This is a genomic window from Legionella fallonii LLAP-10, assembly GCF_000953135.1.
GTDB lineage: Bacteria > Pseudomonadota > Gammaproteobacteria > Legionellales > Legionellaceae > Legionella > Legionella fallonii.
Genome location: NZ_LN614827.1, coordinates 673482 through 696738, shown reverse-complemented (window position 1 = coordinate 696738; position 23257 = coordinate 673482). Strand labels below are relative to the sequence as shown.

Genomic DNA, 23257 nt, shown 5'->3' with positions numbered 1-23257 from the left:
CTGAGAGTGATTTAAGCAATCTTTCTCAGCATCTATTATTACAAATGAAACAATGGCGAAAAACCATTACAAGCGCATAGTCGTGTTCGCTTCTTGTGCTTGTTCTTGTTCTTGTTGAGGAGCGTTTTTCTCTAAAGCCCCATTCGGGCCTATCTTATAATCATCTGCATTCTTCTTATATGCTTCAACATCAGCCAAAGTTCCATGCACAAAATTAGTACCATCAGAATAGATGCAGTGATCTTTCTCTTTACAGTAGACTTGAAATGGCCGACCTTGATCCGCTTGCTCTTTAAAGAACGCGACGGCCTCATCTTGACTTCCGAAAGCAAAACAAGTTCGTCCTTCTTTTTCTTCTACTTTTCTACCGGTTTTCTCTTCATAATCTTTGATAATTTTTTGCAAGACGTCTTTTTGTATTTTATCCAATACATAATCGACTTCTTTGTCGTCTTTTTTTATCCCTTTTATAATACTTGGATCTTTAATTATTTGTTTGCCGTATTCAGCCAAAAGTAGCTTATATTCCTCTTCTTCTTTTTCTGTTCTTTTAGTATTCTCTTGCAGCTGAATAAAAAGTTTCAGATCTTCTTCTTTTTTTCTTACTTGCTGTTCTACGTCTTCTCTTGGGGTACTCATATATTGTCTCCATTGGGTACAACATCTCTATACAAAATAGTATAGGCCTTTTTCGGTTATATCTAAAATTAAATCGGTTATCTCACCTTGCAACACACCAATCAGATAAAAAATAGAGCCATGCGAGTATCAAATAGAACAATCCAACTTAATTACTTGCCCATTTCTATTATTATTGATGGCAAATTTTCGTCATCACTGTCATCACTGTCATCACTATATAAGCTTCGGAAAAAGAAGCTCGTGATATTAGTTCCAGTAGAGATTACCGTAGCATAAGAGTGTTTTTGTTTTTCCACCCGTTTCGTAGCCTCATCTACCATTGGAACTGATAAGTTCAATTGATGTTTTTCACTATATCCCATGATGTATTCAATAAAGTGCTGTTTATCAAAAAGCACAGCAAAATCCAAAGCATTAGACAATGCCTCTCCAATAGGGACTGTAGAATTTTCCACTACATATTTAAATAATTCAAAATTATCTTTATAGGCGCAAACACCTAAAGGAGTATGACCATCATGACGCACTTTATTAGGATCAGCTCCAAACCGCAGTAGTAATTCAGCTACATCTGCCATATTCTCCTGACAAGCATAAGCAAGAGCGGTACTTTCCCCGCCTTTCATTCCTTGCAATTGATCCATTGCTTGAGGAGCATAGGCTAAAAACACGTTGGCCATCGGAATATTAATCAATTGCTTCTGTGTTCTCATTAACAAAGCACCCAAGGGAGCAAATCCGGTGGGTTCTAACGCTAATGGATTTGCTTTTGCCTCTAGAAGTGCCTCCATTTCCTTAGCACGACCATCCATACAAGCAGAAAACAATATAGGTTTTTTATTAGTGCATAGGATATTAGGAGAAACCTTATGATCCAATAAGAATTTGAACATCTCAAAATGGCCTTTCTTATAGGCAATTTCTAAGAGATATTGCTTTTCTTCCTTAGTTTTTATCCCTAAATTAATGTCTTTTCGTAGCTGCATTAATAGCTGCAAGGCTTGCACCCGATTACTTTCAACCGCTAACTTAACGAGTACTTCTGTTTTTAAATCGCATTGTTGCAGCAATGATCTCATAGATTGCCGATCTAGTTTTTTATATGCCGTTTCATCATTGAAAGCATTAAGGACCATACCATTAATTTTCTTTCGTAATTGGTTACACCTAATTACTGTATCAAGCAATTGCCCTTCACTTTTTTTGTTGCTTTTTGTTCCGCTGTCATTTTCTAGCAGGGCCAACTTTTTGTTTTGTAGTTCATATTCTCGAGATACTTGCTCAAGGACACCTATATCTTTTGAACCTAAAATCGCTACCAGCTCTTTATTTAGTTCGTTAATTTTTACTCCAGTACTTACCAATTTGGTTTTCTGCTTGCTCCCCTCTGACTTCTGAGAAGAAGGTCCAGGGCGAGTTGTTTCTTTAACTGTTTCAGATTGAGCCATAATAGCTTCACTATCCGCCAAAACAGATAGACCAGGTTGAGACGTCTTCGTTACTTGGCTTAATTCCGTTTGTTTAATAGTAACAACTTTAGAATTCTTCTCTGCTTTTTGAACCTCTTTGCGATGTGACGTTTTAGCTTCCATTTCACGTAACTCATGTTCCGTATCGCTTAGAAAACCCTTATAAATAGCCAATTCACCTGAATGCTCTTGATTGAATAAGGTCCCAGATTCAATATGACTAATAATATCTTGCAATCCTTTTTTGTAATCCAGGAGTTTTTTTCGTAACAAAGGGGGATTCGTTATATTGCTTAGAGCGCCATTCAGTTGAATGGCCCCATCAGCCAATAACTGATATCGCTCATCATAATCTTTTTTCAAATCCAAAATCATAGTAACAAAGAGAGCTATGTTATCGTCTCCAAATTTCAATAGATTGTCTTGAGGACCAATGTCAACAAGATTATGTTCTCTATCTTTAATAGTACTAAAGAGATACTTACCAAAGTCTTTGTAATAGATCCTTGCAACATAGCTATTTTTATTTTCATCAATTAAGCTAATGGTAATATGAAAGGTAGAGTTTTTAACGTCTTTCCTGATCTGATCATAGACTGTAATGTGGTAACCTATTGCGGTAAGCTCCCCCATCTCCGTACTGATTTTACTTCTGTCTCGGTTTCTAGGTACAAGCATGTAATAATTTTCATTAGATAAAGAAGTTCTTGGAAATAGTATGAATTCTGATTTCATGAAGTCATAGCATTTGTCAATCAGCCAATAGAGAGAATTTTTCATATTTAATACCTGGTTAGTCTTAATATTGATCGGTAAAGAGCACTTCATATTGACCTGTCGCTTCAGTTGATGAGATATCTTGTTACTATCAATACATGAAAATGACTAATTACTGGCAATATAGTTCTTTTAACCCCCATTATAATCAGTAAATCTTATCGAAATATTAAGTTGTAGGATTTAATTTGATTCTTCTATTAGGATAACTGGACGCTGTTACAACATAGTTTAACCCTCTCGCCTGAAGGATCTACTGGTTTTATTTAAACAACTTTTTGAACGGACAAATGAGTTGGCTTTTCTCCTCTCTCTAATCTTCATGGCCATCCAGTTACCATTTCGGATAAGAGCGCGGGACAATATAGCCCAATGGCGCTACCTTAAGTTTTTGTAGCCTGGATGAGCGCAGCGTAATCCGGGATTTCAGTGCACTGAGCCAGGGTATTCCCGTATTATGCTGCACTAATACGGGCTACGATTTTTTCTTCCTTTTCTTAAGGTAGTGCCATTGGGACAATATAGCCTGGGCGCAGCGTTCGTGTAACCCAGGAGCGGTGTGGCGATAAAAAGGATACATCGATAGCACGAAAAATCTTCTCGCCCCTGAGGTATCGCCACGGAATTATAATTCTCTCGAATTACCGTGGCTTGGCCACGGTATCCACACGTTGCATTATTAAATCACCTCTAATTCCTCAATGAAGTGGTTAAAAAGGAAATTTAATCGAGTCTATTTCTTGGGCTTAAACTAACCATTACTCCTCTTGTAGATACCATCCTCAAGCCACGGTAATTCGATCTTTAATCAATATGGGGGATATCTCAGCCCTCGTCAGCGCTAGTAATTTTATTTAAAAATCGATAATAAATCGCGGGAGAGGGTATTGGATGACATGACGTCTTTAGTTACAAACTAAGAGAAATAGGCATAAATATCGTAGCTATAGGCAAGATTATCAGTTATTCAGGTTATATAATTTGATACAGAATGTTTTGAATGCAGCGAATTGTTGAAAGGAGAACACAATGCAAAAACGTAAACTTGGAACTAGCGGCCTGGAAGTATCATCCCTCGGCCTCGGATGCATGGGATTGAACTTTGGTTATGGGGCTGGTGTCAGCAAAAATGAAGCAATAGCCTTGATTCGTCGAGCCTTCGAGCTGGGTGTTACCTTCTTTGATACGGCAGAGGCTTATGGTCCCTTCACTAATGAAGAAATTGTAGGAGAGGCTCTAGCACCAATCCGAGATCAGGTCGTCATTGCTACGAAGTTTGGCTTTAAAGAGGGTAATTCTGCAAAAGGTGCGGACAGTAGACCAGAACGCATTCGCCAAGTGGTTGAAGATTCATTAAAACGACTACAAACCGATAGGATTGACCTCTTATACCAGCACCGTGTTGATCCTAATGTACCAATTGAAGAGATGGCTGGAACGGTCAAAGAATTAATTGCCGAAGGAAAAGTAAAACACTTTGGTATGTCTGAGGCCGGAGTGCAAAGTATTAGACGCGCCCATGCCGTTCAACCAATCACCGCGCTACAAAGCGAATATTCTCTATGGTGGCGACAACCCGAAAAAGAAATTTTGCCAACTCTTGAACTATTAAGCATAGGTTTTGTACCGTTTAGCCCGCTGGGTAGAGGTTTTCTAACGGGAAAGATAGATGCAAACACAAAATTTACTGCCAATGATTTCCGTAATAGATCTCCCCGATTTGCTGAGGAAAATAGAAAAACCAATTTAGAACTAGTTGCTCTTATAGCAAAAATTGCTAAAGCCAAAGAAGCTACTCCCGCACAAATTGCCCTAGCCTGGTTGTTAGCACAAAAAAGCTGGATAGTACCTATACCTGGAACTACCAAAATCGACAGGCTTGAAGAAAATCTTGGCGCTGCAACACTGAAATTAACTGCAGAAGAGTTGCAACAGATCGAAGACGCAACAGCAAAAATTACCATTCAAGGTGATCGTTATCCTGCGGAATTGCAAAAATTAGTTGGCCAATAAGTTGTCCTCAAGGAGATTGAATCATGAAAACTATCGGATATGCAGCACACTCAACCAGCTCCCGTTTCACTTTGAACGGCGCAATTTACGCTCCAATGGCGTAGCTATTGAAATTTTATACTGCGGCGTGTGTCACTCAGATCTACATACAGCACGCAATGACTGGGGCAGAACACAATACCCTATTGTCCCCGGTCATGAGATTGTTGGCCTTGTTACCGAGACTGGCCCCAATGTTAGTTATAAAACGGGGATTATGTCGCTGTCGGTTGTCTGGTCGATAGCTGCCAAGAATGCGAGCAATGTCATCATCGCCAATCTTCGCAAAAGTACCCTTCGTAGCTTACCCTTACGGTAATGCAAAATGCCAATTCATCGCTTTAGAAAGACCTTCTAACATGATCTCCCCGCGTATGCTGTTTCCCTTGGCATTAACTCTTGGACTTAAAACGACAATACCTGCTTTACCGGGAACAACAGCAATAGTATAACCAGACACACCGCTTTTAGCCGGCATTCCGGTCTTCACCATATGGGTTCCCGTTTCATCATATAATCCACACGTTGCCATAATGGCTAAGGTGATTTTACAGGTTTCAGCAGAGATAACTTGTTCACCACTCTCTGAATTTACTCCGCCATTAGCTAATAGCGTAGGCAAAAAAAGCATCTGCTCTAACATGGCTTCATAAGAACATAATGCAAAATACAAATCGAGTGTTTCCGTCACGTCAGTTCCAAGATTGTTCCTACTTTGTAACAAATACGCCAGGGCACGATTACGATTGCCGGTTCGTTTTTCAGAAGCAAAAACCAAAGGGTTAATATTAAGGCGCTGGTTAAATAATTTTTGCACCCAATGCTCTAACCACCCAAATTTCTGCTCGCCTTTACCTGGAATGTAGGAGCATAGGGCGATAGCACCGGCATTTAACATAGGATTAGATGGTTTTGGGCCAAAACGCTCTAAGCGGGTAATTGAAGCGAAATCATCACCAGAAGGTTCCACTTTAACCCATTCAAATAATTGTTCTACCCCAACCTCTTCAAGTAATCCAATCAAAGGAATCATCTTGGACGTACTTTGCAAAGTTACAGGCTGAAGTGGGTTATTGGTATAAGAGAGCGCGGGTTCACCTAAAGGGTGAACGGCAATTGCTGTCAAGTCGTGATCAACATTGGCAAGCTCTGGAATATAGTCTGCCGTTTGGCCTTCCAGATTTAACTCGGCAGTATGCACGAGCTCCTCTAACACTTTAATTGTAAGCAATTTTGATGGCATATGATTTTTAGATTCAAAAAGGGTCTATTATCCTAAATTTAGCACATCAAAACAAATATTATTTCAGAAAAAACAATTTTTATAAATTATATGAGCTCAATATAAACGATATGATCATTTCTATTCATCCACACTCACACTTAGGAATATCAAAATATATTACCACCAGGCATACTAGTCAGTGCCTCAGCCGATAGTTTTTTAGCAGCCGTTGGCGTTTACTCCCCCAATGCTGACGTAACGCGCTATATTCCTGAGAGATCCTCACAAAAATTAGCCATACTGATCTATCTCTTGTTGAGTTTGAATAGTGTACAGATCAAAACAACCAAGATAATTGCCTTCGCAAAAACAATCCCAGAGCGTTCAACTAACTAGAGCGGTTCCTATTATGAAAACGTTCTAGAAGTTCTCTCATTGCAGGGGCACTTCTCTCAATACTCTCTCTGATTTCCTGCCCAGCATTTGTCCCTCTATTACCTCCAGACACATTACTTAATGCTTCAGAGGATAATTTTTTATCCGTCTTTTTTCGTCCTTTTTTGCGATTTTTCATGATAACTCCTACAATGAACAAAATAGTTACAAATTTAAGTATAGATAATCAGAACGCTCTTTTAACTGGAGCGACGTCTGAATTGATCAACTACTGTGGACCCTCCGGAAACTACTTTCCCAACTCCATCTTGAGTCCGGTTGTTAGAATTGGATGTACTATTCCCTCCAGAAACATTATTTAATTCTTCAGAAGACAATTTTTTAGCTTTTTTTCTTCGTGCTTTGCTCGGATTTTTCATAATAACTCCTACAACAAATGAGATAGTTACAAGTTTAAGTCTATATAATGAAACCAGCTCAATCTTTTAACGAGAACGACGGGGAATTTGCTCAACTACAGTAACTCCCTCAGGAATCGCTATCCCAATTCCATCTCGGATCCGACTACTAGAGTGGGATGTACTATTCCCTCCAGAAACATTATTTAATTCTTCAGAAGACAATTTTTTAGTTTTTTTTCTTCGTGCTTTGCTGGATTTTTTCATAATCACTCCTAAAAAAATAAATTAATTACACTTATATAAGTATAGGCAAATAAATGAACACTGTTGGGGGTAAATAAAAATAGACCTCTGAGAAGTAAAAGGCATCAATCAAAAAAGTGTTCCATTTCCAGATAATTTAATTTTGGTTAGGGTATAAAAATGTCAAAACATAGATATACTTAAATTGAATAGAACATGGTATGTTAAATAATTATGGATAAATTATTTCGCAAAAAAAGTCTTTTAAAATTAAACAATCCAGAAAAACTCAATAACGTTTTTCAAATTGTCTCGCCCCAAAATTGGATTATACTAATCTCATTAATCTTATTACTGAGTATGATTGCTGCTTGGTCTATCTGGGGGCATATTAATACCGTCATATCAGGTAATGGCATTTTAATTAATAGAGGTCAGAATATCTATGATGCGGTTGTAGAGTCGTCAGGAAGATTGCTCACGGTCAATGTTAGCGAAGGTGATGTAGTAAAAAAGGGACAACAACTTGCCACACTAAACCTCCCCCTACTTTCATTAGAAGCTGAAAACCAAAAACAAATATTAAGTTCGTTGCAACAGCAACAACAACATTTAAAGCAATTTATAGATACAGACCTCAAATTAGAACAGAAAAATAATGAAGAATTACAGAAAAATTGGGCTAATGATTTAAAAAATGCCGACCTTCATTTGCAATACTTAAAGAAGGCACTAGATGAACGTGAAAAACTGGTAGATAAAGTAGTATCTCGTCAAGAATTAGCGGATCTGAAAAGCGATTACTACAAAGAATTGCAAAGCCGAGCTGAAATTAGTAGAAAAATGATGGAAAGTACCGTTGAGTTTAATCGTAGAGCTGAAACCAATAGACAACGTTTAGTAGATATTAATCTTAAAATATTACAAGCCCAACTAGATCTTGCTATATCACAACGAAAGTTGAAACTTAATAGCGTTATTACCAGCCCTGTAGATGGTGAAATAATTAATATTACTGGAAAACCAGGAGAGCTCGTCCAATCTGGCGACAAAATTTTAGATATAGAACCTAATTCGGAACATGTCGATGCTGCAATTTATGTCCCAGCAGGTATGGGGAAAAAAATTGTTCCGGGAATGATAGCGCAAATAGTACCGCAAACAGTTAAAAAGCAAGAATATGGCAGCATAATAGGTGTAGTAGAATCCGTTTCTCGTTTCCCAAGCAGCCAACGCAGCATGATGTCCGTATTAGCTAATGAAAAATTAGTAGAAAATTTTACTCAAGCCGGACCGCAACTCTATGTGCGCGTTAATTTAATTGAAGCCAATACGTTAAGCGGCTATAAGTGGACTACATCTAATGGGCCCAATATGGCTATTACTAATGGTACCTTATGCACAGCGAATATCATCACTAAAACGCAAGCGCCCATAACATTGCTTATTCCCTCACTCAAACAAATTTTAGGGGTTGATTAAGGACTATGTTTCAACAAATAAAAAAAACACCTATTATTTTGCAAATGGAGGCCGTTGAATGTGGCGCAGTGGCTCTAGCTATAGTACTGGCATTTTATGGACGCTGGATTTCCCTAGATGTATTACGTACTGATTGTGGCGTATCACGTGATGGTAGTAGGGCAGATAATATTTTCAAAGCAGCAGAAAAACACGGAATGGAAGTCAATGCTTACAGCATTGAGCCGGAAGAAATAAACGAATTTCATTTACCCGCAATTATTCACTGGGAATTTAATCATTTTATCGTCTTAGAAGGAACTACCAAGAATCAGGTTTATGTCAACGATCCTGCCTATGGAAGACGTATCTTAAACTGGGAAGAATTTGATCAAGGGTTTACAGGTGTTTTTCTTGAGTTACAGCCAGGTCCGCAGTTCCAAAAATCAGGTAATAAACCTAAACTATTATCTAATTTAATCAATAAATTAAATCAGTCTAAAGAGGCAGTCGGATTTATTATTCTTGTCACATTATCTTTAGCGATTCCTGGTATTGCTATCCCTGGATTAATTAAAATTTTCATAGATGAAATTCTTGTCCAACAATTAGCGCACTGGCAAAAACCCTTATTACTGGCATTGGCCCTTGCTGCCTTTTTTAGCGCCGTACTCACTTGGTATCAACAAATCATGCTCGGTCGGTTGGAAATCAAGATAGCCCTGATCAATGGTGCCAATTTCTTCTGGAAACTACTTAGACTGCCCATGTCTTTTTTCAATCAACGATATCTTGGCGATATTCTTAACCGCTTTCAGTCATGTGATTCAGTAGCCAATTTGGTCTCCCAAGAGTTTGGCACCAATGTTGTTAACTTACTCTTAGCGGTCATTTATTTACTTATTTTATTGTTATTAAGCATTCCGTTGACTCTTTTAGTTCTAATAAGCACCGCGATAAATGCCATAGTCTTGATTTTTATTGCCCAACGACGCTCCGGCGAAAGTCAAAGAGAGACAAAGGCAAAAAATAGTCTCATGAGTACCGCCGTTAGTGGTTTACAAATGATAGAGACTTATAAAGCTTCGGGAGCTGAAGGAGATTTTTTTCATCGTTTCAGCGGAATGCATACCAATTACATGAGTGCTGAGCAACAACTAGGATGGACCAGAGATTGCATCTCCGCCCTACCCCAAGCGCTGAATTTGCTAACCAATTCCGCTATCTTATGTTTAGGTGCATGGCTAGCGATCCAAGGAGCAATGACCATAGGAATGGTCATTGCTTTTCAAATGTTATACCACAATTTTAGCCACCCCATTGACATGCTAGTTAGGCTTGCAGGCAGGGTGCAAGAAGCCTCGGCAGATTTATTCACCATAGAAGATATTACCTCTCATAAGCTGGCAACACGTTATCATAAGAAAGAAGATCTATCAGATGTAAAAAAACATAAGTTACTAGGCCACATTATCTTTGACCAAGTGACCTTTGGATATAGTCCTTTAGCAGAACCTCTACTTATTGATTTTTCATTAGAAATTAAACCAGGGCAACGAATTGCCTTAGTGGGCAGTTCTGGAAGCGGTAAATCGACTATTAGTAAATTGTTACAAAGCTACTATGAGCCGTGGACTGGTAGAATATTGATGGATGGGATGGAGCTCAATCAGATTCCGCACGACATCAGAGTCAATTCTATAGCGAGCGTAGATCAAGAAATCAATTTATTCAATGCCACGATTAAAGACAATTTGACTCTTTGGGACACAACAATTAGCGATGAAGAAATAGTTTGCGCCTCTCAGGCGGTGCTCATGCACGACATCATTGCCGGAGAACGTGAACAGGGCTATGAAAGTATGCTGACGGAGGGTGGGTCTAATTTTAGTGGGGGTCAACGTCAGCGTCTTGAAATTGCTCGAGCTATTCTTCAGAAACCAAGTATTTTAATACTAGATGAAGCAACGTCAGCTCTTGATCCCCATACCGAACTGCTTATCGATATCCATCTAAGACAATTAGGTTGTACCACATTATTTATCTCACACCGTTTGAGCACTATCCGTGACGCAGATGAAATTATTGTTCTTGATGCAGGACGAATCATCGAGCGTGGAACTCATCAACAATTGTTAGACATGCATGGTACTTATTATCAACTACTATCCAATGAGGCATAGGGATGAGTACTCAACACGAATCACCAATTCCTTCATCCAATGAATTTAACTTGCTTGAAATGCCTGAGCATTTTGAAATAAGTTCTGGGTCAATAGATGTGTTTATGGTACGCACTCGAGGGAATGCTCGAGGAAGACGTTTTCTGCTAGGGCATTGGAATGCAGGAGAACTCATAATCGGCTTAAAAGAAATTACAACTAAAAACATTCAGCTCATCGCATCCTGTTCCTATCATGCAAAACTTACCCCATTAACGTGGGATAACGTCACAGCGCCCCAACAGCGTGAAGCGCTTGCTCAATGGGAGGAGCATTTTCTTAGCTTTCTGCGCGCTAATAAAATTCATTATGCTAAAGAATTATTACTTGATAAATCAGCACAAGAACACCAATTACACCATGAAATTTTAAAATTTTATCAAAAAATTAATCCCCTACTGCTTAAAGCAATTCAATTAATTCAAAAAAAGGAACTACAGAACCGTCAGCAAAGAAAGAAAAATGAAAATAACCTTCTTCAACGCGCATACAAACACATGCTTTCAGTCTTACAACCAGGCTCGTCTGATGTGCTTCTGGAAAAAAAAGATACTTTGCAATTTTGTGTTCAAACCGCAGCACAATTTTATCATTTATCCTTACAAGATAATATTGTCATTAAACAGATAGAAGAGATAAGCCAGAATACGGGAATGCAAGTGCGTCAAGTAGAACTCAAAGATACTTGGTGGCTTGGTACAACGAATCCTTTATTACTAAGAAAGGACGGTGAAAACCATTTTTATCTAGCACTTCCCAAGTTTGGTCGTGGCTTAACCTTATATGATCCTCATCGGGGTATAAAGAAAAAATTATCACGAAAAGAGGCTCAATTATTTTCACCTATAGCATGGTTACTCTATTGTCCCTTACCGCAAAAAGCACTGACAGTAAAAGACTTAATAGTTTTTGCGTTCAAGGGCTGCCAAGGTGACCTGTGGCGCTTATTATTTATAGGATCGATGGCCGCTGTATTGAGTTTAGCCGTCCCTTGGTTTACTGGTGTTTTATTTGAACAAGTCGTGCCTTCTGGAACTATAGCTCAGCTAAAGCAAATCACATGGGCCTTGTTAATTGCCGCTTGTTCTGCCAGTTTATTCGAACTGGTTCGTGCGATCACCATACTACGAATAGGCAGTCGATTAAACTTAAATCTAGAGCTTGCTATTTGGGATAGATTGATCCGTCTGCCAGCCAGTTTTTTTCGTCAATTTAGTACCGGCGATTTGATACAAAGAGCGATGTCTACTAGTTCTGTACGGCATATCATGGCTGGAGTAGTAATCAATACCTTGCTTAGTGGCGTTTTTTCTGTCTGCAGTTTGATTCTATTATTCTATTATGACGCCATGCTGGCTTTAACCGCTATGGCTGTATTGGCAGTTATCTCCATTTATACTGTATTCATTAGCTTCAAACAGTTCTCTCTCTATGAATTGGTTGTTTCACTTAGTAGTGAGCTGTCTGGTTTAGTTATTCAATTGCTCGCAGGAATTGGCAAAATCCAAACCTCCGGCCGAGAAAAAACAGCTTTTTCCTTATGGGGAATAAAAAACAGCCAAATAAAGAAAGAGCATTTTAAAACACATTGGTATAACGCTTTATTATCCAGCTTAAATGCTTTAGCAATGCCCTTACTGTCTTTAATCATTTTCGCGCAATTTCTTAATCGCGATACCCAATTGGGTGTGGGAATTTTTATCGCATTCAATGCCGCTTTAGGTCAATTGACAGCGGGAGTACTTGGTTTAACTAATACAATGAGTACTGTTATTAATAGCATTCCTATCATAAAACGTACTATGCCCATACTAGAAAACTTACCCGAAATTCATACTGGAAAAAAAGACCCAGGTATTTTGGCTGGTAAGCTTGAGGCGGAACTATTAAGTTTTTCTTATTCACCTAAAGAACAAGCGATCATTCAAGACGTGTCTTTTATTATTGAACCAGGTCAATATGTCGCCATTACCGGACCATCAGGATCAGGAAAATCCACATTAATCAGGCTGTTACTCGGATTTGAAAAGCCCAACCATGGGACTATCTTGTTTGATGATCATGATATGAAACAATTAAATATACAACGTGTTCGCGAACAATGCGGCGTCGTTTTACAGGGTAGTTTTTTAATGCCAGGAACACTTTTCGAAAATATTGTAGGATTTAGTTCTCTGACTCAAGAAGATGCTTGGTATGCGGCAGAAATGGCCGGATTAGCGGATGATGTTCGTAAGATGCCCATGGGAATGCATACCATTATCTCTGAACGGGGAGGTTCTTTATCTGGAGGGCAACGCCAACGCGTCTTAATTGCCAGAGCCTTGGCAAAAAAACCAAAAATCTTATTATTTGACGAGGCAACAAGCGCCCTAGACAATATCACCCAATCGATAGTGATTCATAGCTTGGAGCAATTAAAAATAACGCGAATCATTATTGCTCATAGATTAAGTACTATAGAAAAGGCGGATTCTATCATTGTCATGCAGCAAGGAAAAATTATTCAGCAAGGAACTTATAAGAAATTAATGCAAGAAGAAGGTCTGTTCCAATCAATGGCAAAAAGACAATTATTAGAAACCCATTGCCCTTAATCTAACGTAGTTAGTTCGGGCATTTGTTGCCCGAACTAACTACGCCGGCTACATAGAAGGTGAGCAATTTGAATTAGATTCTTTTCCTTTCTCATTATCACTTGGGTTAGTTCTCGATTTGGCAGACTTCTTATCAAAGATCCCCGAAGACGATCTTGTAGCAGTACTTCTCTTATTTTGCTTGCTATCAACATCAGTTTCAGCAATTCTTGACGATGACGATGCGGAACTTGTCTGATTAGGCCCACTATCCATACGTTTCCACGTATGAATAGATTGCCTCATTTTGGGGTAAATGTCCCCTGCACTCACCATCCGAGTTCGATTAAAGTTGCTATCCCAAAAATATAAATTCCCGCCTTGAGATCCCGTGCATTGACTTACAACATTAGAACTTTTTCTCTTAGATGGATTTTGTATCCCAGCAACCGGCTTGTCATTATAACGCTCAGCTGAGAGCGCTACTCGTACAACATCAGAATCTTTTTCGTTAGCTTGTAGTTTTTCTAAGTCTCTCAATACCTCATCATAATCAAGAGTCAATTGAGGCTCTTGATTAGGTTGCTGTAGGCGCGCCCTCTCCCACTCATCAAAAACACGACTGATTTGTTCGTAAGCATCTTGATCTAACATAAATATGATTCTCCTAATAAATTATTTTTTATATAAAATGGTTCACTATTCAATCATCCCAAGAGACTTGTAACCAAGATGATAGTGAACGATCGATGGCTCAATTAGAAACCTATGATCCTTAATCTAACTACGTCTGCTACAGAGAAGAGGAAAAGCTTGAAGTAGACTCATTTCCTTCCTGATTATCACTTGGATTAGTTCTCGAGTTGGTAGGCCTCTGATCAAACATCCCCGAAGATGCTCCTGTAGCAGTACTGCCCTTATTTAGGTCAGCAGTTCCGGTCATCATTTGCGATGTCGATGTAGAATTTTCAGGAATTGGCTCACTCGCCAAAAGTTCCCACTTTTTAGTAAATTGCTTAACTCTCGGATAAAGTGATTCAGTACTCGCCACCAGAATTTTATTAGACTTCATATTCCAAAAATATAATTTCCCCCCTTCAGTCCCCTTACTTTGACTTACAAGTTTAGAACTTTTTTTCTGAGATGTCTTTTGCACCCCAGCAGCCTTACTGTGTTTTGAATAACGTTCTTCAGAACTCTCTACTCGAACAGCATCAGAATTTCTCGCCCAAGAATAAAAATTAGCTCCTGGAGGATTGTTACTTTGATTTACAACCATTGAGGATGATTTTTGCCTTGTTTCTGAATAAAGATTTTCAGCATGTACTACTCCGACTACACCGCAATTTATATGCCAATCATATAAATTAGCTCCCATGGTGTTATGAGTTTGATTTAAACCCCTAGAATCCTCTTCCTTCGCTGATAGTTTTTCTACGTCTATCAATACGTCATCATAATCAAGAGTCAATTGAGGCCCTGGATTTGGTTGCTGTAGACGCGCCCTCTCCCACTCATCAAACACACGACTGATTTGTTCATATGCATCTTGATCTAACATAAATATGATTCTCCTAATAAATTATTCTTTATATAAATAATGGTTCACTACTCATTCATCCCAAAAGACTTAGAACCAAAGTGATAGTGAGCAATCGATCGCATCAGCCTAAAATAGACATCATTCCAAACTCACTGTAGTACGGAAAGACACGGAGCACACGCAAATACAAGAGGATTCAAACACTGTATTGACGAAGCAATTTCCCACAACAGTAGACTTTGGAAAGAGGTCTAATAGGCTGGACGAAATAAAGCGGCTACTACTAGAAAGAAGCCGACTATACGCGGTTCTTATTGACGAATCGACACGCTTTTATTGGTTGTTTTCCTGGAGCGACTTCTCTAATTCGCTTAGCTGTTATCAGGGTTTCTTGCATGTATTCGTTAAACGAAACTTGATGTTTAACAGGGGAAAAAATAGACTTTCTCATAATCATCCCGGTCAAAAAACAAACCATTTTAACATATTTTCTTTTTTAAACAACTTGAAATATTTTAAGCCTACACGTACCGAAAAAAGGTTCAAGAGGCTGAATCATATTGACCCAGAGCCGTCAGGATAAGGAGTCAATATGATAGAGAATAATACTTCTATGGCACGAAAAGTTCCCTCACCCACGAAAGGGATTATGATTTAAAATAGATACTAAATCGCGGGAGAGGGTTAGGGAGAAGGTCTAAGGTATTCCTCTCTTAGTCCTGACGCCTCTGGGTTATTTTGATCCAACATTAAGATTTAGCGCTGTCATCAAGGCTATTAAGCAGGTTGAATCAAAGTGACCCAACCTACCTTTTCATAAAAAAATTTTTCATTGCTCATTCGGCGTGATAATATTAAATGTCGGTTGAAATACAACCAGCATATCGAGTAACTCGCTTAGTTTATTTCTATCCCCATCAATTTTCACTGTACCTTTCTTTAACTCATCATCCAGAGTAGTCTCACGCAGATTAATGGCATCTAATACATTTCGCGGTAAAGAAACACTAACATCCGCATTATCCAATTTTTTATTCGCGGTATAAATCAGTACTGAATTTTGCAATTTAATCGCGTATTGTTGATTTTTATCCGTGAGGCTTAAATTGATACTCATTTTCTTACCTTGCGCTTTTTGGCCATCCAAACGCATTCCTAAATAATCGAGATACATTTCCATAGGCATAGCGCGAATAGTATCCGAAGAAGAAGAACTAAATGAACTGAGAATCTTAGGCACCCCATTTCTCAATTCAAATGCCCCCATTAAATATTCATTACGCCATGTTGGATTTTCAGTTTGATAACCTAACTGCTCAAAAGCATCAGCCTCCAAATCGCGTGCTTTTTTATTATTAGGATCGGCGAATACCACATGATTCATCACCTCAGCAACCCACCGATACTCCCCTTTGTTGTATGCTTCTGTGGCTTTTTCAATGACTGCATCAGCTCCCCCCATGTACTCAACATATTTTTTGCTCGATTCTACGGGCATAATCGGGTCAAGATGCGCTGGGTTAGAATCATACCAACCCAAATAACGTTGATACACCGCCTTAGCATCATGGCTTACGGAACCATAATAATCACGGTTATACCACTTATTGGCAAGCTCCGGTGGTAATTGCATCATGTTGCCAATCTCAGTCATCACAAATCCTTGGTTGAGCATACGTAATGCTTGATCATGGATAAACTTATATAAATCACGCTGACTCTCGAGAAACTCCACAACGCGCTTGTTATCCCACATGGGCCAATGATGTTGCGCAAATACAACCTCGGTCTTATCACCAAATAATTCTATGGTTTCATTTAACGTTTTCCACCAAGAAGCAGCATCCCTTACTTGGGCACCGCGCAAAGTATAAAGATTATGTAAGGTATGCGTTGCATCTTCCGCCGCACATAATGCTTTGAATTGCGGGAAATACATTAACATTTCTGCTGGCGCCTCAGTATGAGGTGCCATTTGAAATACTATATCGATTCCATCAATATTTTTTATTTCTCCAGTTTGCTTGATTTCATCTGTTGGCGGAATAAGAGTGACTGTACCCGTTGAAGTAGTCTTACCTAATCCGGCATCGACTTGGCCTCTTTCTCCGCGGGGTAGAAAAGTGCCATACATATAAAACGAACGACGACTCATCGCATTACCCGCATAAACGTTCTCACTTACGGCCTCTTCTAGAAATCCCTTCGGCGCATAAATTTTTACTTTACCCTTCGTCACATCATCTTCATTGACTATACCTTTAACCCCGCCATAGTGATCCACATGACTGTGCGTATAAATCACTGCAACAACCGACTTTTTAGGTCGGTGTTTAAAGTATAAATCCAAACCTGCTTTGGCAGTTTCTGCACTAATTAATGGATCTACAATAATTAAACCTGTATTACCTTCGATAATATCCATATTTGATAAATCAAAACCACGAATTTGATAAATCCTATCAGTGACCTTGTACAGGCCATTATTCATATTAAGTCTTGCTTGACGCCATAAGCTGGGATTAATTGATGCAGGAGGCTTTTCGCCTTTAATGAATTGATAAGAATTGAGATCCCATATCACCCGATCTTCGTTCGTTTTTTTAATCACTTGTCCTTCATTGGTCGCTATAAATCCCCTTGTTGCGTCAGCGAAATCTTGTTGAGCAGCAAAAGGAAGTGATTGGGCCATTGCCGCATTTTTTTGCTGTGTCAGTTCAGTCGGCTCTTTAAATCCGCCTAAATTATCTGCAGCAAAACTAATCGATGAAGCAATAAGAGAAGAATATAACGCGATGCGCTGATATGGATTTGTCATAGAAATTCCTTTTCATTTTTTGCAAAAGATTATGACATGAATATTATTTCAGAGTAAGCAATTATAGCCTAGATACAAAGCTAAGTTTTAACGGTCATCCAGGATATCTCCATGTTAAAAAACTTTCTTAAAAGAGTAATAAATGATAAAAATGAACTATAAAGGAAACCTTATTAGAGCTAGGAATGCTAATTTATAAAGGTAAGGTACTCACCAAATTCAAAGATAAAAAGGCGGGTAAAAATCAAAGCGAGGTAGATGGTTTTTATCGCGATCCCAATGGATTTGAATTTTTCATCAAAAAACCCAAAGATCCTAAAGAATTATTCACCGAATTGTTCGCCGGTTTATTGCTGCAACAATTTAAGCAACGGGGATTAATTGACAAAATTTATCACGACTCTTTAATCGCGGCCGATCTCATTCAATTCGAAGATGGTAGCTACGGACTGATTCAGCCTAAAATCTCATTCAAAGAATTATATAAAATCATTGGAACTGGCTATAGAGATGGCTCAGACAGAGATCCACTGACTGAAATGTTTTGTGGCCCACAATACTACATACTACTCACCCAATTAAAACAATATTTTGGTCTTCCTACCGCTTTGATGATGTCTTTGCTTTTTGGTGATAACAGCGTTCATAGCGGCAATGTCGTGTGCCTGGATGTGATTTCAGCTATTGAAATGGCATTTATTCAATTTGCCCGTATTGACTGGGGAGCCGCATTCCGTTATTTCGGCCACCCCCAAAATAATGAAGAGTTATTGAACCCATTTGAATATCAAGGATGGTTCAATCCCAAAGGATACACTAAAGGTTATTTTCTAAACTATAAGAAAATCAAGGGACTATTTCCTGCAATAGCGGGACAAGCGAGCAAATTGCTAGCGCAAGTAGATGAAGATCTACTAGTTGACATAGTCACTACGGCTCTCAAGCAACTCCCTATAGATATAATAGACAACAAAACTAAAATGGAATTAGCTCAGTATCTTTATATTGAATCATTCAACAACATCAGTTTTGGTGAAAAAGGTAATTACCAGCAATTTACACACGACATAGCCAAAATTTTATATGAGCGCCTGAAAAAAATTACAGTAATGCATGATTTACTACCTACTTCAGTTGATTCAGATCTATCACCAATTCAATATGTAGAGAGTTTACCAACAGCGATTTCCTTGCCGGTTAATATGGTTACTCCATTTGCTGAACAGATGAATATTTGGCTAAATATATTGTCCTCATCCGATGAAAAAAGTATTTTTGATTTTAATAGGCTCGAACGCGATAAATTAGCCAAACAATTTAATTGTTTTATGGAAAACATATTACGCCAAGCTGAGCGATTAAATCAGTACGCTAGCGAAATGCCCCCAGTATCTCCCGATAATGCCTCAGAAAGCCATGTTTTACGTGAGTTGTTTATTTTAAATGCTGATTTAACCCCACATTATTCTTCTAATTTTGAAATAAAACATTCTTATCGACAGCTGTATTGGCAAGTAGTTCATACTGTATTAACAACCAGCTTCCATGCTGTAGTCACCATTCGAGTATTACAAAATACTCAAAACGCTACTGAGTTTGAAAAAGCATCAGCCATTCATTTTCTTTTCGATACATTAAAAGAACACTTGCAAACATTGAATAAAGCGTATCAAGTGTTCATAAAAGAATTAGAAACTACACTTTCCTCAATGTCCGGAGCACAACTCGCTACAATTTGTCATAGTGAAATAGAGTTTATTAATTCAAGTGTACTCATAGGGATAATAATTAGAAACCCAGTTCTTTGGTCGCGAATGGCTCTGTCTTTTGCTGAGGAGCGGGAAGAGTTAGACCAAAAAACAGAACAATATCACCTTATTAGCTTACAACAATGTCATCAAGGATTTACTCTCTTCTTAGAATTAGCGCATGAATTGCCCTCAATAACCCAGATTAATGCAAGGATAATTCTAGTTACTGAGCTCAACAGACTATTTGCCAAATTACCACAATTTTTACAAGCAGAGCTTGCCCCTACCCTTAATAAAATTCAAGATGAATTTAGGGAATGGCAACTCTGTAACGAAAAAGATATCCTATCGTTAGAAGAGGAAAATAAAGACCGCCCATCAATAGAAAGAGACTCTAACAATAAAGAATCAACACGACAAAAGCTAAAAACAGAAACAATTTCCACAAGCCATAATGCAGAAAATTATTTGCTTTTTTTCAGCCATGCCGACACCAGCAAACCATCGTCCTTTGTTGATGAATCAATAGCTAAATTAGTTTAAAGAAGCAATAGGCAGTTGCCTGTTTCCTAATAATATCCTCTCATGGTAGAATAATATTTATACATTAGGGGTGCTAAGTAGAGTTGACCCCAAATTCGCTGTGATAACGTAAGTTGACGCCGCATTATAGCAACCATCACAATAGAGTTTGGAAAGAAATCTAGCATTTGGCTGAGAGGATTAACCAACCCTTGAACCTGAACTCATTAATCTGAGCGGAGGAAAATGTGACCATAGCTATGTTTTCAGGCACGATTGCTTTCATTACTTCTTTTATTGGTTTATTACCACAAATCGTTAAATCCTTCAGGACTCGATCAACGCAGGATCTTTCCATGGTGATGTTGATTAACTATCTGATTTGCTCTGTTGCCTGGATTATTTATGGAAGTAGTACCGATTCTTTTTTTGTAGTGAGCTCGAATGTAGTCGGTTTAATTGTCAGTCTGCTGCTTATCCTATTAAAGAGGCACTATGATGCACGACCTAATTAATCTAAAAGGCTATCAATCTATTCTATGCCTTAATGGCAAATTGCCTGACTCCTCCTTTTTCACAACAATGAATTTGCCCATAATCGCAGCGGATGGAGCCGCAAACAGCTTGCTGGAACTGGGTATTAATCCGGCATTAATCACTGGTGATTTAGACTCTGTTCGACCTGATATATTGACCCATCATGCTTTTTTGCATTTCCCTGATCAGGAAAGTAACGATTATCAAAAAGCGATGCACTATTTAAACGATAATGATTTATTACCTGCTATCGTTGTAGGAATAAACGGTGGACATTTAGACCACATCTTAAATAACATTAATATTTTTATGGAAACAAACTGCCTTTTATACTCACCACCGCTTAAAGGCTTTGTTATCAAAGAACAATCTTGTATGAATTTGTTATTGCCGGTTCATACAAAAATATCTCTCATGGGAATACCTGAAGTAACGCTTTCTTCAAAAGGTTTAAAATGGGAGCTTAATGATTCACATCTCTCCTTCCCTGGAAAAACATCCTGTTTTAATAGAACTCAATCGCCAGAAATTGCTTTGGAAGTTCATCAGGGTGCAGCTCTGGTTTTAATTTATGACCAGATGATTACAGATGCAGGGCTTAACCTAATCGATTAACCCTAATTCTCACAAGCTAGGCTGCACAACTTTATTTCTGTCTCTTCAGCCGCTACTACCGATTCAGAGCGCACTAAACTAAAGAAGGAGTTAGATAGTCCAAAGGAAGCAACCCGAATGATTGCATTAGCGATTGATTTTAAAAGATTGGTTAAATAGTCCCCCCAACCCAAATCTCGTTCTAATACTGTTTTCGCCCTATTGATTAGGGTTGTACAGCGTGTTTCAAATGCTCGATTGGCAACTGAACTACTTACGCTTATATCGCCAAGACTTTGGAGGTATTCAGATTTCGCGTCTTCTAATGCCTCTAATAACTCAATAGACTTATCATAGGCCTCTGCAAGATGGTGCTGATCGATTTCACCAATTCTTTCTCTAAGATTATTCAGTATTTTTCCTAGCCGATCATTGGCCGCTCCAATAATTTGTTGGCGACGTGCTCTTTCTTGCTCTTCAGCTTGAAGCTCTTCCGCTTTTTGTTTACGTAGTTGTTCCTCTTTTCTCAGCTTGCCCTGCTCTACGTGCAGTTCATATTCAGCCTTTAGTTGTTTTGCTTCCTCAGATAAAGTTGTATCCATATAGATCAATAAATCAGGTTTATTCGGATGAGTTCCTGCCGTCAATTCTTCTTCATCGCTTGCATTATCTTCGACTACTATTGTTGGACTCTGGGTAATTTCAGTGATGCCAGGTATGCCACTATTCACGTCGTTAATATGATCTGCACCAACAAAGAAAATTGCTTTTTGATGTGATCTTTTTTCTTCCATGTAATTTTTTGCTGCCACATAGTTCATCATCAGACAGCGATCAGCTGGATCTTTTACTCCTGGTGCGCCTAAATATAAGGCTGAACCTGTGGAGTAGGAAGCGATTGTATCTATAGGGATAATACGAATACCGCATCGCTTGGCTTGTACGACCAACCCCAAAAAGCTATAAGGAGAAAAATCATTAGACTTAGAAAGATTGAAACCCCGATCCAAATATTGTAAATAATCTTTCAACATAACAGGTAACTCAAGACTATCTGATGAAAAATAAGCATCAAACAGATCTTTTTGACTATCATAAAAAACATGCTCAAGATAAACGACATCAACGCCCTTTTCTTTTAGTTTTTTCATGTTATCAATTAATATTTTTTTGCTTGATTTGTAAGTATGTATCTCACCAATAGCTACCGTATCATTGCTATCTAACAGGCTGCATAAAATATCTTGCGGTTGGTGTAAATTTTTTATGCTGTTTGTAACCGATAGAGGTTGTTTTTTGGGTAGCGTGGAAAAAAAATTTCCTGCCTCTTCTTTCAAATGATTTTGCTGCGCTTCAATAGGATTACGGGTTAATATTCGTGCATCTTGCGTATTATAACCATAGCTTTCTATATTATCTTCACTAAATGATTTAGTTGGTCTAACCAAGATAAAATTTGGCAGTTGTGGAAAGGCTGCATTTATTTCCATTAGGCCATGACCAAAATAGATAGCATCCTCTTCAATGATAATTCTACTAAGAGGATCTTGAGCTGCTGGGCAGCTTTTTATATAGTTTTTGATTGCATCGAAAGAAAAATTATCGCCTACTTTAGTACCCGTTCTTTGCAAAACGTAAAGTGGTTCAGACTGTGAAAAATTTGCTTTTGATTGCTGTCCCATATTATGTACTCTCAATATTTTTAAATGAACAATTATAATGCTGAGTTATTAAGGAAAAATTAACTTTCTTGCATTGAGGCAACAGACAGGTCCTGATTTATACGTAACAGTATCAACGTAAGAAGGAGATTGCAGAGGCCTATTTGGGATTAAAAGAGACGAGCTAGATTTCCCCTCTCCCTCAATGGAGAGGAGGATACTAAGTGGAATAATGTTTCGACGACACGAAAAATTCCCTCGCCCGCGCGAGGATCTTTGTTTAGAAATCGATAATAAATCGCGGGAGAGAGCCTTACGACTAGCCTTGATTACACTGCACCACATCGAGGTTACTTTTATTTTGTTT

19 protein-coding genes are annotated in these 23257 nt (G+C 38.4%); 8 read left to right on the top strand and 11 right to left on the bottom strand.

Annotation, left to right across the window (positions count from 1 at the left end; genetic code table 11):
- Window positions 1-66 precede the first annotated feature (66 nt).
- Together LFA_RS02745 and LFA_RS02740 are read right to left on the bottom strand one after the other, a co-directional pair.
- Window positions 67-639 (bottom strand): hypothetical protein, encoded by a 573-nt coding sequence (locus LFA_RS02745; RefSeq protein WP_045094820.1) that lies wholly within the window; start codon window positions 637-639, stop codon window positions 67-69.
- A 152-nt stretch (window positions 640-791) separates the two neighbouring features.
- Window positions 792-2891 (bottom strand): ankyrin repeat domain-containing protein, encoded by a 2100-nt coding sequence (locus LFA_RS02740; RefSeq protein ID WP_045094819.1) that lies wholly within the window; start codon window positions 2889-2891, stop codon window positions 792-794.
- A gap of 1026 nt (window positions 2892-3917) precedes the next feature.
- Between LFA_RS02740 and LFA_RS02735 the strand changes: the two genes are divergently transcribed.
- Together LFA_RS02735 and LFA_RS19320 are read left to right on the top strand one after the other, a co-directional pair.
- Window positions 3918-4901 (top strand): aldo/keto reductase, encoded by a 984-nt coding sequence (locus LFA_RS02735; protein WP_045094818.1) that lies wholly within the window; start codon window positions 3918-3920, stop codon window positions 4899-4901.
- Complete coding sequence (locus LFA_RS19320; RefSeq protein WP_331709336.1) at window positions 4891-5259, top strand: alcohol dehydrogenase catalytic domain-containing protein; 369 nt, start codon at window positions 4891-4893, stop codon at window positions 5257-5259. The genes LFA_RS02735 and LFA_RS19320 overlap by 11 nt, the downstream gene beginning before the upstream one ends.
- Here the strand turns inward: LFA_RS19320 and glsA are convergent.
- From glsA to LFA_RS02715, 4 genes are all read right to left on the bottom strand, one after another.
- Entirely contained in the window at window positions 5251-6183 is a 933-nt protein-coding gene (gene glsA, locus LFA_RS02730; RefSeq protein WP_045094817.1) for a glutaminase A, read from the bottom strand. The two genes, LFA_RS19320 and glsA, sit on opposite strands and share 9 nt — an antisense overlap.
- Window positions 6184-6553: 370 nt before the next feature.
- Window positions 6554-6739, bottom strand: coding sequence for a hypothetical protein (locus LFA_RS02725; RefSeq protein ID WP_045094816.1), 186 nt, complete (start codon window positions 6737-6739; stop codon window positions 6554-6556).
- A gap of 61 nt (window positions 6740-6800) precedes the next feature.
- The gene (locus LFA_RS02720) at window positions 6801-6980 is read right to left on the bottom strand and encodes a bacteriocin (RefSeq protein WP_045094815.1); all 180 of its coding nucleotides are present in this window, start codon (window positions 6978-6980) and stop codon (window positions 6801-6803) included.
- A gap of 66 nt (window positions 6981-7046) precedes the next feature.
- Window positions 7047-7226, bottom strand: a complete 180-nt coding sequence (locus LFA_RS02715) for a hypothetical protein (RefSeq protein ID WP_045094814.1) — start codon at window positions 7224-7226, stop codon at window positions 7047-7049.
- A 213-nt stretch (window positions 7227-7439) separates the two neighbouring features.
- Between LFA_RS02715 and LFA_RS02710 the strand changes: the two genes are divergently transcribed.
- From LFA_RS02710 to LFA_RS02700, 3 genes are read left to right on the top strand one after another with little or no spacing between them, the layout of a single operon-like run.
- Complete coding sequence (locus tag LFA_RS02710; RefSeq protein ID WP_045094813.1) at window positions 7440-8687, top strand: NHLP bacteriocin system secretion protein; 1248 nt, start codon at window positions 7440-7442, stop codon at window positions 8685-8687.
- 5 nt (window positions 8688-8692) lie between these two features.
- Window positions 8693-10849, top strand: a complete 2157-nt coding sequence (locus tag LFA_RS02705; RefSeq protein ID WP_045094812.1) for an NHLP family bacteriocin export ABC transporter peptidase/permease/ATPase subunit — start codon at window positions 8693-8695, stop codon at window positions 10847-10849.
- A gap of 2 nt (window positions 10850-10851) precedes the next feature.
- Window positions 10852-13485, top strand: a complete 2634-nt coding sequence (locus tag LFA_RS02700) for an NHLP bacteriocin export ABC transporter permease/ATPase subunit (RefSeq protein WP_052673832.1) — start codon at window positions 10852-10854, stop codon at window positions 13483-13485.
- A 48-nt stretch (window positions 13486-13533) separates the two neighbouring features.
- Here LFA_RS02700 and LFA_RS02695 read toward each other — a convergent pair whose 3' ends face one another.
- The 4 genes from LFA_RS02695 to LFA_RS02685 all read right to left on the bottom strand — a co-directional run bounded on the left by LFA_RS02695 (window position 13534) and on the right by LFA_RS02685 (window position 17825).
- A complete protein-coding gene (locus LFA_RS02695) occupies window positions 13534-14118 on the bottom strand; it encodes a hypothetical protein (RefSeq protein ID WP_045094811.1) in 585 nt (194 codons plus the stop codon).
- Between the two features lie 139 nt (window positions 14119-14257).
- Entirely contained in the window at window positions 14258-15025 is a 768-nt protein-coding gene (locus LFA_RS02690) for a hypothetical protein (protein WP_045094810.1), read from the bottom strand.
- A 280-nt stretch (window positions 15026-15305) separates the two neighbouring features.
- Window positions 15306-15458: a hypothetical protein gene (locus LFA_RS19710; protein ID WP_157010256.1), complete on the bottom strand. Its 153-nt coding sequence runs from the start codon at window positions 15456-15458 to the stop codon at window positions 15306-15308.
- A 378-nt stretch (window positions 15459-15836) separates the two neighbouring features.
- Window positions 15837-17825 carry an alkyl/aryl-sulfatase gene (locus tag LFA_RS02685; protein WP_045094809.1) on the bottom strand — a complete coding sequence of 663 codons (1989 nt, stop codon included), beginning with the start codon at window positions 17823-17825 and terminating at the stop codon, window positions 15837-15839.
- 185 nt (window positions 17826-18010) lie between these two features.
- Between LFA_RS02685 and LFA_RS02680 the strand changes: the two genes are divergently transcribed.
- The 3 genes from LFA_RS02680 (at window position 18011) to LFA_RS02675 (ending at window position 21250) form a co-directional block, all read left to right on the top strand.
- Window positions 18011-20119 carry a LepB GTPase-activating domain-containing protein gene (locus LFA_RS02680; protein WP_052673831.1) on the top strand — a complete coding sequence of 703 codons (2109 nt, stop codon included), beginning with the start codon at window positions 18011-18013 and terminating at the stop codon, window positions 20117-20119.
- A 227-nt stretch (window positions 20120-20346) separates the two neighbouring features.
- Window positions 20347-20613, top strand: coding sequence for a SemiSWEET family sugar transporter (locus LFA_RS19175; RefSeq protein WP_065814355.1), 267 nt, complete (start codon window positions 20347-20349; stop codon window positions 20611-20613).
- Window positions 20597-21250, top strand: coding sequence for a thiamine diphosphokinase (locus LFA_RS02675; RefSeq protein WP_045097366.1), 654 nt, complete (start codon window positions 20597-20599; stop codon window positions 21248-21250). The genes LFA_RS19175 and LFA_RS02675 overlap by 17 nt, the downstream gene beginning before the upstream one ends.
- 2 nt (window positions 21251-21252) lie before the next feature.
- On the opposite strand, the gene LFA_RS02670 is transcribed toward LFA_RS02675, so the two are convergent.
- The gene (locus tag LFA_RS02670; protein WP_045094808.1) at window positions 21253-22911 is read right to left on the bottom strand and encodes a membrane-targeted effector domain-containing toxin; all 1659 of its coding nucleotides are present in this window, start codon (window positions 22909-22911) and stop codon (window positions 21253-21255) included.
- Between the last annotated feature and the right edge of the window lie 346 nt (window positions 22912-23257).

Coding starts and splice junctions, on each gene's coding strand:
- LFA_RS02745 (WP_045094820.1), bottom strand. CDS start 639: ATGAGTACCCCAAGAGAAGACGTAGAACAGCAAGTAAGAAAAAAAGAA.
- LFA_RS02740 (WP_045094819.1), bottom strand. CDS start 2,891: ATGAAAAATTCTCTCTATTGGCTGATTGACAAATGCTATGACTTCATG.
- LFA_RS02735 (WP_045094818.1), top strand. CDS start 3,918: ATGCAAAAACGTAAACTTGGAACTAGCGGCCTGGAAGTATCATCCCTC.
- glsA (WP_045094817.1), bottom strand. CDS start 6,183: ATGCCATCAAAATTGCTTACAATTAAAGTGTTAGAGGAGCTCGTGCAT.
- LFA_RS02725 (WP_045094816.1), bottom strand. CDS start 6,739: ATGAAAAATCGCAAAAAAGGACGAAAAAAGACGGATAAAAAATTATCC.
- LFA_RS02720 (WP_045094815.1), bottom strand. CDS start 6,980: ATGAAAAATCCGAGCAAAGCACGAAGAAAAAAAGCTAAAAAATTGTCT.
- LFA_RS02715 (WP_045094814.1), bottom strand. CDS start 7,226: ATGAAAAAATCCAGCAAAGCACGAAGAAAAAAAACTAAAAAATTGTCT.
- LFA_RS02710 (WP_045094813.1), top strand. CDS start 7,440: ATGGATAAATTATTTCGCAAAAAAAGTCTTTTAAAATTAAACAATCCA.
- LFA_RS02705 (WP_045094812.1), top strand. CDS start 8,693: ATGTTTCAACAAATAAAAAAAACACCTATTATTTTGCAAATGGAGGCC.
- LFA_RS02700 (WP_052673832.1), top strand. CDS start 10,852: ATGAGTACTCAACACGAATCACCAATTCCTTCATCCAATGAATTTAAC.
- LFA_RS02695 (WP_045094811.1), bottom strand. CDS start 14,118: ATGTTAGATCAAGATGCTTACGAACAAATCAGTCGTGTTTTTGATGAG.
- LFA_RS02690 (WP_045094810.1), bottom strand. CDS start 15,025: ATGTTAGATCAAGATGCATATGAACAAATCAGTCGTGTGTTTGATGAG.
- LFA_RS19710 (WP_157010256.1), bottom strand. CDS start 15,458: ATGAGAAAGTCTATTTTTTCCCCTGTTAAACATCAAGTTTCGTTTAAC.
- LFA_RS02685 (WP_045094809.1), bottom strand. CDS start 17,825: ATGACAAATCCATATCAGCGCATCGCGTTATATTCTTCTCTTATTGCT.
- LFA_RS02680 (WP_052673831.1), top strand. CDS start 18,011: ATGCTAATTTATAAAGGTAAGGTACTCACCAAATTCAAAGATAAAAAG.
- LFA_RS02675 (WP_045097366.1), top strand. CDS start 20,597: ATGCACGACCTAATTAATCTAAAAGGCTATCAATCTATTCTATGCCTT.
- LFA_RS02670 (WP_045094808.1), bottom strand. CDS start 22,911: ATGGGACAGCAATCAAAAGCAAATTTTTCACAGTCTGAACCACTTTAC.